This is a genomic window from Kribbella amoyensis (assembly GCF_007828865.1).
Classification (GTDB): Bacteria; Actinomycetota; Actinomycetes; order Propionibacteriales; family Kribbellaceae; genus Kribbella; species Kribbella amoyensis.
In genome coordinates, this window is sequence record NZ_VIVK01000001.1 from 2986692 (window position 1) to 2999453 (window position 12762).

10 protein-coding genes are annotated in these 12762 nt (G+C 70.2%); 7 read left to right on the plus strand and 3 right to left on the minus strand.

What is annotated here, in order from left to right:
* Positions 1-32 precede the first annotated feature (32 nt).
* A complete protein-coding gene (locus FB561_RS14250) occupies positions 33-1088 on the plus strand; it encodes an alcohol dehydrogenase catalytic domain-containing protein (protein WP_145806870.1) in 1056 nt (351 codons plus the stop codon).
* Between the two features lie 42 nt (positions 1089-1130).
* On the opposite strand, the gene FB561_RS14255 is transcribed toward FB561_RS14250, so the two are convergent.
* Together FB561_RS14255 and FB561_RS14260 are read right to left on the minus strand one after the other, a co-directional pair.
* A complete protein-coding gene (locus FB561_RS14255; RefSeq protein WP_145806872.1) occupies positions 1131-2141 on the minus strand; it encodes an acetylxylan esterase in 1011 nt (336 codons plus the stop codon).
* Between the two features lie 69 nt (positions 2142-2210).
* Positions 2211-4190 carry an APC family permease gene (locus FB561_RS14260; protein WP_145806874.1) on the minus strand — a complete coding sequence of 660 codons (1980 nt, stop codon included), beginning with the start codon at positions 4188-4190 and terminating at the stop codon, positions 2211-2213.
* Positions 4191-4356: 166 nt separating this feature from the next.
* Here FB561_RS14260 and FB561_RS14265 point away from each other — a divergent pair, with 166 nt between their 5' ends.
* Complete coding sequence (locus FB561_RS14265) at positions 4357-6276, plus strand: glycoside hydrolase family 127 protein (RefSeq protein ID WP_145806876.1); 1920 nt, start codon at positions 4357-4359, stop codon at positions 6274-6276.
* A 1-nt stretch (position 6277) separates the two neighbouring features.
* Here the strand turns inward: FB561_RS14265 and FB561_RS14270 are convergent, their stop codons facing one another.
* The gene (locus FB561_RS14270; RefSeq protein WP_238334811.1) at positions 6278-7291 is read right to left on the minus strand and encodes a LacI family DNA-binding transcriptional regulator; all 1014 of its coding nucleotides are present in this window, start codon (positions 7289-7291) and stop codon (positions 6278-6280) included.
* Positions 7292-7461: 170 nt separating this feature from the next.
* Between FB561_RS14270 and FB561_RS14275 the strand changes: the two genes are divergently transcribed.
* Genes FB561_RS14275 through FB561_RS14295 form a run of 5 tightly spaced genes read left to right on the plus strand, consistent with a single transcriptional unit; the run spans position 7462 to position 12751 of the window.
* The gene (locus FB561_RS14275) at positions 7462-8475 is read left to right on the plus strand and encodes an alcohol dehydrogenase catalytic domain-containing protein (RefSeq protein WP_238334812.1); all 1014 of its coding nucleotides are present in this window, start codon (positions 7462-7464) and stop codon (positions 8473-8475) included.
* The gene (locus FB561_RS14280; protein ID WP_145806880.1) at positions 8472-9467 is read left to right on the plus strand and encodes a Gfo/Idh/MocA family protein; all 996 of its coding nucleotides are present in this window, start codon (positions 8472-8474) and stop codon (positions 9465-9467) included. The genes FB561_RS14275 and FB561_RS14280 overlap by 4 nt, the downstream gene beginning before the upstream one ends.
* Before the next feature lie 22 nt (positions 9468-9489).
* Positions 9490-10869 (plus strand): ABC transporter substrate-binding protein, encoded by a 1380-nt coding sequence (locus FB561_RS14285; protein ID WP_145806883.1) that lies wholly within the window; start codon positions 9490-9492, stop codon positions 10867-10869.
* Between the two features lie 20 nt (positions 10870-10889).
* The gene (locus FB561_RS14290; protein WP_238334813.1) at positions 10890-11819 is read left to right on the plus strand and encodes a carbohydrate ABC transporter permease; all 930 of its coding nucleotides are present in this window, start codon (positions 10890-10892) and stop codon (positions 11817-11819) included.
* Entirely contained in the window at positions 11816-12751 is a 936-nt protein-coding gene (locus FB561_RS14295; RefSeq protein ID WP_145806886.1) for a carbohydrate ABC transporter permease, read from the plus strand. The genes FB561_RS14290 and FB561_RS14295 overlap by 4 nt, the downstream gene beginning before the upstream one ends.
* Positions 12752-12762 lie beyond the last annotated feature (11 nt).

Here is a 12762-nt window from a genome sequence, read left to right on the forward strand (position 1 = left end):
AGAGAGAGTCCTGCGAGCGGTGGAGGTCGACGATGAAGGCGCTGGTGTACAACGGGCCCGGTCAGCGGAGCTGGCGGGACGTCTCCGATCCGGTGATCGAGGATCCCGAGGACGCGATCGTCCGGGTCGACGCGGTGACGATCTGCGGGACCGACCTGCACATCCTGAAGGGTGATGTCCCGACCGTCGACCGCGGCCGGGTGCTCGGCCACGAGGCCGTCGGCACGGTCCTCGAGGTCGGCGACTCGGTTCGCGGCGTCACGCCCGGCGACCGCGTGCTCATCTCCTGCATCACCGCGTGCGGCCGCTGTGCGTACTGCCGGGCCGGCCGGTACGGGCAGTGCCTGGGTGGGGGTGGATGGATCCTCGGCCACCTGATCGACGGCACCCAGGCCGAGCAGGTCCGGGTCCCGTTCGCCGACCGGTCCGTGCACCGGCTGCCGGCCGAGGTGGAGACCGAGTCCGCCCTGCTGCTCGCCGACATCCTGCCGACGGCGTACGAGGTCGGGACGCTCGCGGGCCAGGTGACACCGGGCGACACGGTGGTCATCGTCGGCGCCGGGCCGATCGGGCTGGCGGCGCTGGCGACCTGCGGGCTCTACAGCCCGGCGAAGCTGATCGTCGTCGAGCAGGCCGAGTCGCGGCAGAAGGCGGCGCTGGAGCACGGCGCGGACGTCGCGCTCGGAGCCGGCGACACCGTGGCCGCGGCGGTGGCCGAACTGACCGGCGGACTCGGGGCCGACGTCGCGATCGAGGCGGTCGGCGTGCCCGAGACGTTCGAGCTCTGTACCGAGGTGATCCGGCCGGGCGGCCGGGTGGCGAACGTAGGTGTCCACGGCGCGCCGGCGACGCTGCACCTGGAGAAGTTGTGGATCCGGGACGTCACCATCACCACCGGACTCGTCGACACCTCGTCGACCCCGCGGCTGCTCGGCATGCTCGCGGCCGGCCGGCTGGCGCTGCCCGGGCTGATCACGCACCGGTTCGGCCTGGCCGAGATGCAGGACGCGTACGACACGTTCGCCCGGCCGGCCGAGACCGGTGCGCTGAAGGTCGCCCTCTTCAACGAGGAGACCCTGACGACCTGACCACCGGGGCCCCGCGGCGCGAGCGGCGGGGCCCCGGCCGGGTCAGGCCTTGGCGAAGACGTCGGCGAACCAGTCCAGCTGCGCGTCGTGCTGGTACGCCTGGCCGCCTTCGTGACCGTTGTAGCTGTAGACGTTGATGTCCTTCGCGACCTCGGCGCCGGCCGCGGTACCGAAGGAGTTGAACGCCGCGAACACGGTCGAGGGCGGGCAGGTCTGGTCCATCAGCGCGACCGAGAACAGCGCCGGGACCTTCGCCAGCCGGCCGAGGTTCACGCCGTCGAAGTAGTCCAGCGTCCGGTACGCCGGCTCGACGAACTCGCGGAAGCCCTGCAGGAACCGGGTGATCTCGTGGTACGGGTCCTTGTCGGTGATCCGCAGCGCACGCTGGAAATTGCACAGGAACGGCACGTCCGGCGCGCAGCCGACCAGGTCGATCCCCGCCAGCGGAGCCAGCCCGGCCGCCGCGATCGAGATGCCGCCGCCCTGGCTGCCGCCGGTGACCAGGATCTTCGCCGGGTCGACCAGCGGTGACGTCCGGACCGCCTCGAGCGCGCGGACGGCGTCGACGTACACGCGACGGTAGTAGTAGGTCTCCGGGTCGGTGATCCCCGCGGTCATGAATCCGGGGGTGTGGTTCAGCCCGGCGTACGGCGAGTCGTCCGGGGTGCTGCTGCCGCCACCGGAGGAGAACCCCTGCCCGCGGGTGTCCATCACGAAGTGCGCGTACCCGGCCTGGGCCCACAGCGTGGTCGCGTGCGGGAAGCCCCGGCCGCCGGAGTACCCGTGGTACTGCACCACGGTCGGCAGCGGACCGGTCGCGCCGGCCGGGACGTGCAGCCAGCCCTTGACCCGGGTCCCGCCGAACCCCGAGTAGGTGACGTCGTAGGTGTCGATGACGGCCAGCTTGTTGTCCACCTTCTCGAAGCGCGCGGCCAGGTCCTCGGTCCGCGCCTTCTCGATCGACAACCGCCAGAACTCCTCGAAGTCCGCGGGCACCGTCACGTCCGGCCGGTACTCCCGCAGCTTCTCCAGGGAAAGATCGAACATAGCCATGGCCAGTCAACCTACGACACGTTCGCCGGGGTCGTCCGCCGCGGTGACCGATCCTGGACACCCGGCGGTTCAGCCGACGTGGATCGCGGGCCGCGCGGCCGGGTCCGGCTCGTGCTGGCGGATGATCTCGCGGACCACCGGGGCGGTGTCGCCGTGGCCGAGGATCAGGTACCGGAACAGGTGCGTCAGCGGGTTCCCCTCGGACCACTCGAAGTGGCAGTGCGGCCGGACCCCGGTGGTGTCGCGGAGGGTGAGCAGAATCGCCGCGATCGCGTTCGGCGCGGCCGGGCTCTGCACCCGCAGGATCCGGTGACCGGCCACCTCGACCCCGTGCACCCGCAGTACGTCGCTGAACGTGGACGGGTCGGCGACGTCGATCTCCAGGAACAGCACGTCGGTCTGGCCGGGCACCGGGTCGGTCTCGCGGACCGCGGCCTCCTTCGCGTCGTACTCGGCGGCATCGCCGGCCTGCCGCCGGTTCGCGATCAGGTTGAGCGTGCCGTCGGTCGCGATCGACTCGGTCAGGTACCGCCGGGCGGTCTCGTCGAACTCGATCCGGTCGGCCCGCAGCTCGGTGGTCCGGGCCACCCGGGAGACCAGCGAGACGACGACGATGCCGGCGACGAACAGCCCGGAGATCGCGATCCCGTCCGGCTTCTCGATGATGTTCTCCACCAGCGCGTACAGCAGCACCAGGCTGAGCACCGTGAAGGCGAGGGTCTGGCGGCGTTGCCGGCGGTGGGCGGCCGAGATCGTCACGGCGACCGCGCCGGACACCATCATCGCCAGGATCCCGGTCGCGTACGCCCCGGCCTGCGCGTCCACGTCGGCCCCGAAGGCGATCGTGATCGCGATGCTGATCCCGGTGTAGACGAGCACCACCGGCCGGACCGCGCGGCCCCACTCCGGCGCCATGCCGTACCCGGGCAGGTACCGCGGCACGATGTTGATCAGCCCGGCCATCGCGGAGGCGCCGGCGAACCAGAGGATCAGGATGCTGCTCAGGTCGTACGCCGTGCCGAACACCTCGCCGAGGTGCTCGTGCGCGAGGTACGCCATCGCCCGGCCGTTCGCGGCGCCACCGGGCTCGAACTCGTCCGCGGGGATCAGCACCGTGGTGATGAAGCTGGTCGCGAGCAGGTAGACGCTCATGATCAGCGCGGCCGCGGTGAGCAGCTTCTTGGTGTTGCGGATCCGGTCCGCGAGCCGGCGCTCCGCGGTCTCGCCGTCGGCGGCGACCAGCGGCATCATGCTCACCCCGGTCTCGAACCCGGACAGCCCGAGGACGAGCAACGGGAACGCGACGATCGCCGGGCCGACGATCCCGCCGAAGCCGCCGCCGCCCTCGGTCAGCGCGTCCACCCAGGTGGAGAACGCGGCCGGCTCGGTCAGCACGTCGTACAGGCCGACGGCGACGACCACCGCGTTCAGGGCCAGGAAGATGCCGACCAGCGGGATCGCGACGCCGACCGCCTCGCTGAAGCCGAGCAGGAACACCCCGCCGAGGACCAGCAGCAGGACGACGGTGACGAGCACCTGGTGACCGTGCAGCGCGTCCGGGGCGTACGGGTTCTCCAGCAGGTGCACGGTCGCGTCGGCCGAGGAGAGCGTGATCGTGATGATCCACGAGGTGGCCACGAAACCGAGCAGGACCAGGACGAACAGCTTGCCGCGCCAGAACGGCAGCAGGTTCTCCAGCATCGCGATCGAACCCTGGCCGTGCGGGCTCTCCCGGGCCACCCGCCGGTACATCGGCAGCATGCCGAGCAACGTCAGCGCGACGATCAGCAGGGTGGCCAGCGGGGACAGGGCGCCGGCCGCGAGGGCCGCGATGCCGGGCAGGTACGACAGCGTCGAGAAGTAGTCGACACCGGTCAGGCACATCACCTTCCACCAGGACTGCGGCGTGGCGTGCCCCTCGTCGGCTTCCGGCCCGACCGGTTGCACGCGGTGCTGCAGCAACCATCCGGTCAGGCCCGAGGGGGTGGCGGCCGTCTTCCCGGGCCCGTCGACACAGGCGGGAACGGCGAGCTCGTCAGTGCTGGACATGCGGCAACTCTGCCCGCCGGTCAGGGCCGATCAAGACTCCGAACGCGTTAGAAAGCTGTGAGAACTCGGCGACAGGAAAAACGCGGCAACATGTTGCCTTCGCCGGTCGGGTTTGTCAGGATCTGGGGTGCTGCGGTGATCTTCCCCCTTCGTGAGGAGCGTGCTGATGTCGTCTGTGCAAGCTGTTGGGCTCGGGTCCGTCGGGCAAGGGCCGGCCGCGCCGGTGGCCGGGACGGTGCTCCGGCCGGTCCCGCTGCGGGCGGTGCGGCTGGCCGGGAGCTTCCTCGGGGAGGTGCAGGCGAGCAACGCGGCCGTGTCGATCCCCGAAGGCGCCGAGCACCTCGACGAGCAGCAGGCCTGGGAGAACTACCGCAACGTCGCGCGCGGCGCCGTCGGGGCCGAGTACCACGGGCCGAACTACGAGGACGGCGAGGCGTACAAGTGGCTGGAGGCCGTCGCCTGGGAGTCCGCGCGGACCGAGGACGACCGGCTCGCCGAGTGGCTGAAGTCGTACACCGAGGTGATCGCCGCGGCGCAGGCCGAGGACGGTTACCTCGGGACGTTCGTGCAGCTGGGCAAGCGGGACCAGCGGTACGGGCAGCTCGATTTCGACCACGAGATCTTCAACATGGGCGCGATGATCCAGTCCGCCGTCGCGCAGTACCGGGCGACCGGGCGGACCGAGCTCCTCGACGTCGCCCGCCGGGCCGCCGACCACCTCGACCGTGAGTTCGGCCTCGGGCCCGGCCGGCGGGAAGGGTTCTGCGGGCACCCGGTCGCAGAGCTCGCGCTGGTCGAGCTGTACCGGACGACGGGCGAGCGCCGGTACCTCGACCTGGCCTCGTACTTCGTGGACGCGCACGGCCGGTCGTTGCTTGCCCCGGGCAACGCTCATCGCGCGGCCTACCTCTCCGACCGGATCCCGGTCCGGGAGACCACGGCGCCGGAGGGCCACGCGGTCCGGGCCGTGTACCTGGCCGCCGGTGCGACCGATGTCGCGATCGAGACGGGCGACACCGACCTGCTCGGCAAGCTCGAGACGCAGTGGCGGAACATGGTCGGCACCAAGATGTACGTCAACGGCGGACTCGGCAGCCGGTGGGACGGCGAGGCCTTCGGCAATCCGTACGAGCTGCCCGCCGACGTGGCGTACGGCGAGACGTGCGCGGCCGTCGCGGGGCTGCAGTGGAGTTGGCGGTTGCTGCTCGCGACCGGCAAGGCGCAGTACGCCGAGCTGATGGAGTGGCAGCTCTACAACGCTGTCCTGCCAGGGGTTTCGCTCGATCGGTCGAAGTACTTCTACGTGAACGCCTTGCAGGTCCGGGCGAACTCCGACGACGCCGACAACCGGGCCCCGAGCAACGGCCGGCAGCCCTGGTTCGGGACCAGCTGCTGCCCGACCAACCTGATGCGTACGTTCGCCTCGCTCCAGCACTACGTCGCCACCTCGACCACCTCGGCCGTGCAACTCCACCAGTACGCCGCGGGCTCGGTCGAGGTGGAGCTGGAGTCCGGGTGGCTGAAGCTCGACATCGCGACCGACTACCCGGTGAGCGGTCGCGTCGTGGTCACCGTGACAGAGGCGCCGTCGGCGGAAGCGGGGATCGCGGTTCGCATTCCGGCCTGGGCGCACGGTGCCGAGGTGACCGTCCAGGACGACGTCGTGCCCGGCGTACCGGGGTCGTACGCCAAGGTGAGCCGGGTCTGGCAGCCGGGGGACCGCCTCGTCGTGTCGCTGCCGATGGCGCCGTGGTTGGTGCACGGGCATCCCCGGGTCGAGGGGATCCGGGGCTCGGTGGCGATCTGCCGCGGCCCGTTGCTGTACACGGTCGAGCAGGTCGACCAACCGGACGGGGTGATCGTCGACGACCTGGTCCTCACGGGCACACGGCTGACCGAGCGGCCGACGACGGACGGGCCGCCCGCGATCGAGGCGACCGGTGCCGTGCAGACGGTGCCCGACGGCCTGTACGCCGAGGAACCCGCGCCGCTCGGTGACGCGGTCCCGGTGCGGGCGGTGCCGTACTACCAGTGGGCGAACCGCGAGGTGGGTCCGATGAAGGTGTGGCTTCCGCTGCTCGGCTGAGTCAGCCAGCCGTCTCGTCGGTGGACGCGCGGACCACGAGCTGGCAGGGAACCTGCTCGAGCCCCGAGTGCGGCCGCCCTTCGATCGCGTCGAGCAGTCGTTGGGCGGCCACCCGGCCCACGTCGGCGAGTCGCAGGTCCACCGACGTCAGCGGTGGCCGCGCGCCCTCGGCGATCAGCTCCCAGTTGTCGGTACCGGTGATCGCCACGTCCTCGGGGATCCGGCGGCCGACCTCGCGCAGGGCGTCCGCGCCGCCCCGGGCGAGCAGGTCGCTGCCGTAGTGGATCGCGTCGATCTCGGGATGCGCGCGCAGCAGGATATGCGTCGCCTGCCGGCCCCACGCCTCGGTCCAGCCGCCGAACATCGCGTTCCCGGTCGGCTCGACCCCGGCTTCGGCGAGCGTGGCCGCGAACCCGTCGTACCGGCGTTTGGTCGCGTCGAAGTGGTCGGGTCCGGTGACGTGGGCGATCCTGGTCCGGCCGATCCGGAGCAGGTGCTCGGCCGCGACGCTGCCCGAGGTGGTGTCGTCGACGACCACCGAGCAGTCCGCCTCGTCCGCGGACGGCGTGAGCGCGTAGACCACCGGGACGTCGCCGGCGCCCGCGAGCGGCGGTCGCCGGTTCGAGCTGCGGCCGGTGACGATGAACCCGTCGACCCGGCGGCCGAGCAGGACGTCGACGTAGTGCCGCTCCCGGATCGGGTCGCCGCGGCTGTCGCAGAGGAACACCGAGATCCGGCCGGCGCCGAGCGCGTCCTCGGCGCCGAGCATCACCGGCACGCTGAACCGCTCGAAGCTGTCCGTGGTGATCATCCCGACCGTGTAGCTGCGCCGCTCGAACACACTCCGGGCCAGCGCGTTCGGCCGGAAGTCGATCTCCTCGGCCGCCGCGCGGATCCGTTCCCGGGTCGCCTCGCTGATCTGGCCGGTCCCGTTCAGCGCCTTCGACACGGTGCCCGGGGACACCCCCGCCCGTGCCGCGACATCGCGGACCGTGGCCCGACGTTCGCCCTTCAACCGACCTCCCGGATTCGTTTCCGGAAACAACTGTACCCGCCCGGTGGCTCGTTTCCGTTCTGCTGGGTCGTTTGAGTGTTGACCATCGCAGCCACTGTCCCTACAGTGAGGAAACATGTTGCCGGGATGTTTCGGCGACCTGTCCGCGCTGCTGAGCGAAGGAGTCTGGCGTGCCCGTTTCCGCTCTCGTTCCCCGATTCCGCGGCAACGCCGTGATCGAGTGGGCCGATCACACCTACCGCGACCCCGCCCCCGGAGAACTCCGGATCCGGATCGCCGCGAATGCGATCTGCGGCACCGACCGGCACGAGTACTACGACGGCAGCCCGATCGTCCCCGGGCACGAGGCCGCCGGCGTCGTCGCCGAGGCGGGCCCGGGCTCGTCGGTGCCGGTCGGGACCCGAGGGGTCATCTACCTGATGGACTACTGCGGCGAGTGCCGCAGCTGCCTGGTCGGTGCGACCAACCAGTGTTTCGCCAAGCGCGCCGACGTCGGCCAGTCGACCGACGGCGGGTACGGCCCGTACGCGCTGGTGCACGAGACCAACTTCTTCCCGATCGGCGACGACCTGGACCTCGGCCTGGCCACGATGCTGCTCGACGTGATGGGCACCAGCTCGCACGCACTCGGCCGGGCGGCGCTGCTCCGGCCCGACATCGAGAGCATCTTCGTGGCCGGCGCCGGTCCGATCGGACTGGGGCTGCTGGTGATGGCCAAGGTCCGGTACGGCACCGACTTCCCGGTGTACCTGTCCGACGTCAGCGGCTGGCGGCGCAAGTTCGCCGAGAACCTCGGCGCGGTCACGTTCGCGGCCGACGACCAGGCCGGGATCGCCGGAGCCGCGCCGGACATGAGCTTCGACTCGTCCGGCAAGGAAGCCGCCCGGACCCTCGCACTCGCGGCCAGCAGCAAACGTGGCGGCCTGATCTGCGTCGGCCACGGCGAGGGGATCACGCTGAACGTGTCGGCCGACCTGATCGCCCCCGAGCGTGCGGTCGTCGGCAGCGAGTACTTCCGCTTCGACGAGCTGCCGGAGAACCTCGACCTGCTGCGGCGCCACCAGGACTACATCGGCCAGGTGATCACCCACCGCGTGCCCGCGACCGAGGTGGACGAGGCGTTCCGGCTGTTCTTCGCGGGCGAGACCGGCAAGGTGGTCGTCACCCAGGAGCCGGCCGCATGACCGACAAGCTGCGCATCGCCGTCGTCGGCGCCGGTGGCTGGGGCCGCCAGCACGCCCGGATCTTCTCCCGCCGGCCCGACTGCGAGCTGGTCGCGATCGCCGCCCGGACACCGGAGTCGGCCGCTCGCCGGGCCGCGGAGTACGGCACCGCGGGATACACCGATCTGGCCGCGATGGTGAAAGAGACCGGGCCCGACCTGGTCACCGTCTGTCTGCCGAACGAGGAGCACTTCGCCCCGACCCGCGCCCTGATCGAGACCGGGGTCGACCTGCTGGTGGAGAAGCCGCTGGTGTTCGACCTGGCCGAGGCGGACGAACTGCTCGCACTGGCCGCCGAACGGGACCTCTTCTTCGGGATCAACTTCAACCACCGGTACGCCGAACCGGTGGTCCGCGCGAAGGCGGCGATCGACGCGGGTGAGCTCGGTGACCTGGTGTTCCTGACCTGGCGGTTCGGTGGCGAGGCGAACCGTGGTCCGTCGCCGCACGCGAACCTGATCGAGACCCAGTGCCACGGCTTCGACATGCTCGAACACCTCGGCGGCCCGATCCGGACCGTCGCGGCCCAGCTGACCGACAAGACCTACGGCGCGTACAGCACGGTCGCGCTCGCGCTGTCCTTCGAATCAGGGGCTGTCGGCACCGTTCTCGGCAGCTACGACTCGTCGTACGCGTATCCGGACAGCCAGTTGATCGAGGTCAACGGCACGACCGGCCGGGCCACCGTGCACGACACGATCCGCCGGCTGACGCTGTCCCGGGCCGGCGACGAGACCACCCGGGTCTGGGAGCCGGGCTACTTCAACGACGAGGCCCGGTCGTTCGAGGGCACCTTCGACCGGCACGTCGAGGCGGTGCTGACCGCGCTCCGGGCCGGTGACCCGCCCCCGGTCCCCGCGGCCGCGGGCCGGCGCGCCCTGCAGATCGCCCAGGCCACGATCGCCTCGTTCGAGCGCTGGACGCGCGTCGACGTCGCCGAGTTCGGCCGCTGAACCACACCACCGAGGAGGGACCATGTCAGCACCGACCCCGATCGGCCGCCGCCGGCTGCTCCAGCTCGCCGCCCTGGGTGGCGTCGCCGGCCTCGCCGGCTGCGGCGGCAAGGGCCTGGACAGCTCCGGATCCGATGCCGAGGGCAAGCAACTCCAGTTCATGTTCTGGGGTTCGACGGCCGAGCAGAAGGCGATCGCGAAGATGCTCGCGGACTTCGAGAAGGAGAGGTCCGGCACCACCGTCAAACCCGTCTACACCCCGGCCGACTACGACACCAAGCTGAACGCGCTGGTGGCCAGCAACCGCCAGCCCGACCTGTGCTACATGCAGTCGCCGATGGGGTACCGGCTGGCCGAGCAGGGCAAGCTGGTCAACCTCTACCCGTACTTCGACAAGTACCCGGACCTGGCGAACCGGCTGCCCGGCGCCTACTTCTGGTGGGACAAGGGCAAGACCTACGGCACCCAGAGCGCGAACGAGATCATGTCGCTCTGGTACAGCAAGGCCGCCTTCGCCGACGCCGGGGTGAGCCCGCCACCGGCCGAGGCGGAGCAGGCGTGGAGCTGGGACACGTTCGTCGAGACCGCGTACAAGCTCACCGTCGACCAGAACGGCAAGCACCCGGACGAGGACGGTTTCGACCCGAAGCGGATCCGCCAGTACGGCGCCTCGGCCGGGCTCGGCGCGACCGTCTGGCAGCCGCTGCTGCTGAGCCGCGGGATCAACTTCACCGACGAGGCCGCGACCAGGAGCATGCTGGACACCCCTGAGGCGATCAAGGTGTTCCAGGACCTCGCGGACCTGATGTTCGAGCACCGGGTCGCGCCGACCCCCGCGCAACTGGGCAACAACGCGCCGAGTACCACGGTGCAGCTGAAGACCCGCCGGGTCGCGATGGTGATCGACGGCCAGTGGACGCTGCTCGACCTGAGCCAGGGCGACCTGGACTTCGGGATGGGCGTGCTGCCGAAGTACGAGAAGCCGATGACGATCACGCTCGGCGGCGCGACCGCGATCTTCTCCTCCACCAAGCACGAGCAGGAAGCGGTCGAGCTGTACCTGTACCACGACAACCCGACCAAGGTGGACCTGTTCGCCTCGGGGCTGTGGATGCCGCTGGAGAAGCGGTACTACACCGACCAGGCCGACATCGACGTGTGGACGAAGAACGACGCACACCCGCCGGAGTACCGGACCGCGGCGATCGACTACACGATGAAGAACTCGGCGCCGTACTTCTACCAGAAGCTGCGCAACATCGAGGCGATCGACAAGGTGCTGACGCCGGCGATCGAGGTCATCCAGCAGGGCAGGACGCCCGCGGCCGAGGTGCTCAAGCCGCTGGCCGCCAAGCTCAACGGCGGACTGCTCCGCGGCGCCTACCCGACCGACGGCACCTGATGGCGACCGCGGATCCGGCGGTGGCCACGGGGCCGCCGGCCGGTCGGCGGTGGCGGCGTTCGCCCGACCTGGCCCAGTCCGAGCGGCGCTGGGGGTTGTTGCTGGCGGCGCCGGCGATCCTCGGCTTCGGGATCTTCACGATCGGCCCGATGGTGGCCTCGCTGGTGTTCAGCCTGACCGACTGGCGGATCGGGGCGCCCGCCCGGTTCGTCGGCCTCGGCAACTACGACCGGCTGGCGAACGACCCGCTGTTCTGGAAGTCGCTGAACGTGACCACGTACTACACGCTCGGCGTGGTGCCGCTGACGTTGCTGATCGGCTTCGTGGTCGCGCTGCTGGTCAACCAGGGCATCCGCGGCAAGTCGTTCTGGCGGACCGTGTACTACCTGCCGACGCTGGTGCCGGCCGTGGCCAGCTCGGTGCTGTGGATCTGGATCTTCAACCCCGACTTCGGCCTGCTGAACAGCCTGCTCCGCCAGGGTGGCCTGCCGACGTCGAGCTGGATCTACGGCGAACGGACCGCGGTGCCGTCGCTGATCATCATGAGCACCTGGGGTTTCGGCAACGCGATGGTGATCTTCCTGGCCGGGCTGCAGGGTGTACCACGGCACCTGTACGAGGCGGTCGCGATCGACGGCGGCGGGACGTGGGCGCGGTTCCGGCACGTGACGTTGCCGTTCCTGACGCCGGTGATCTTCTACAACCTGGTGACCGGGGTGATCGGCACGTTCCAGGTGTTCAACCAGGCGTACGTGATGACCCGCGGCGGACCGAACAACGCCACCCAGTTCTACCTGTACTACCTGTACACGAAGGCGTTCACCGACAGCGAGATCGGGTACGCCAGCGCGCTCGCGTGGGTGTTGTTCGTGATCGTGCTCGTCATCACCGTGCTGCTGTTCCGCAACGCCCGCCGCTGGGTGTACTACGAGATCGGAGGCGCTCGATGAACCCCGTGGAAGCCCCGGCCGCCCCGGCGTCCGCCGGGCCCGAGCCGCCGCGGACCAGGGCGCCGCGCCGCCGGCAGGCACCACGGCCGGTCGGGCTCGGACAGGTGGGCCGCCGGTCGGTGATCTGGATCGTGCTGACCGCCGGCGGCCTGCTGATGCTGCTGCCGTTCCTCTGGCTGGTCCGCAGCGCGTTGATGACCGACAACCAGATCTTCGTCTCCCCGCCGGAGTGGATCCCGCGGCCGTTCGCCTGGTCGAACTTCGCCGAGGCGCTCACCGCGCAGCCGTTCGCCCGGTACTTCCTGAACACGATGATCATCGAGGTGATCGTCGTGACCGGGACCGTGATCACCTGCGCGCTGGCGGCGTTCAGCTTCTCCCGGTTGCGCTGGCGCGGCCGGAACCTGATCTTCGGGCTGCTGCTCACCGGCGTGATGCTGCCGTACGCCGTCACGCTGATCCCGACCTTCGTGATGTGGGGGTCGATCGGCGCGCTGGACACGTTCGTCCCGCTCACCGTGCCGGCCTGGTTCGCGGGCGCCGGCGGCGGGGTGTTCAACATCTTCCTGTTCCGGCAGTTCTTCCTGAGCATCCCGTACGAGCTGGACGAGGCGGCCTACATCGACGGCGCGACCCCGTGGAAGGTGTTCTGGGGCGTCATCATGCCGTTGTCGAAACCGGTCGTCGTGGTGGTGGTGATCTTCACCTTCATCGGGGTCTGGAACGACTTCCTCGGCCCACTGCTCTACCTGACCTCGGACAGCAAGTTCACCCTCGCCCTCGGCCTGGCCGGATTCCAGAGCACCTACACGGCCCAGTGGGGGTACCTGATGGCCGCGTCGCTGGTGGTGATCCTGCCGATCATCGGAATCTTCTTCGTCCTCCAGCGGTACTTCGTCGAAGGCGTCACCCTGACCGGCGTGAAGGGCTGACCTGTTAGCTC

Excerpts from the sequence above, each read along its gene's own strand:
- FB561_RS14250 (WP_145806870.1), top strand. The coding sequence starts at position 33 with ATGAAGGCGCTGGTGTACAACGGGCCCGGTCAGCGGAGCTGGCGGGAC.
- FB561_RS14255 (WP_145806872.1), bottom strand. The coding sequence starts at position 2,141 with ATGGCTATGTTCGATCTTTCCCTGGAGAAGCTGCGGGAGTACCGGCCG.
- FB561_RS14260 (WP_145806874.1), bottom strand. The coding sequence starts at position 4,190 with ATGTCCAGCACTGACGAGCTCGCCGTTCCCGCCTGTGTCGACGGGCCC.
- FB561_RS14265 (WP_145806876.1), top strand. The coding sequence starts at position 4,357 with ATGTCGTCTGTGCAAGCTGTTGGGCTCGGGTCCGTCGGGCAAGGGCCG.
- FB561_RS14280 (WP_145806880.1), top strand. The coding sequence starts at position 8,472 with ATGACCGACAAGCTGCGCATCGCCGTCGTCGGCGCCGGTGGCTGGGGC.
- FB561_RS14285 (WP_145806883.1), top strand. The coding sequence starts at position 9,490 with ATGTCAGCACCGACCCCGATCGGCCGCCGCCGGCTGCTCCAGCTCGCC.
- FB561_RS14295 (WP_145806886.1), top strand. The coding sequence starts at position 11,816 with ATGAACCCCGTGGAAGCCCCGGCCGCCCCGGCGTCCGCCGGGCCCGAG.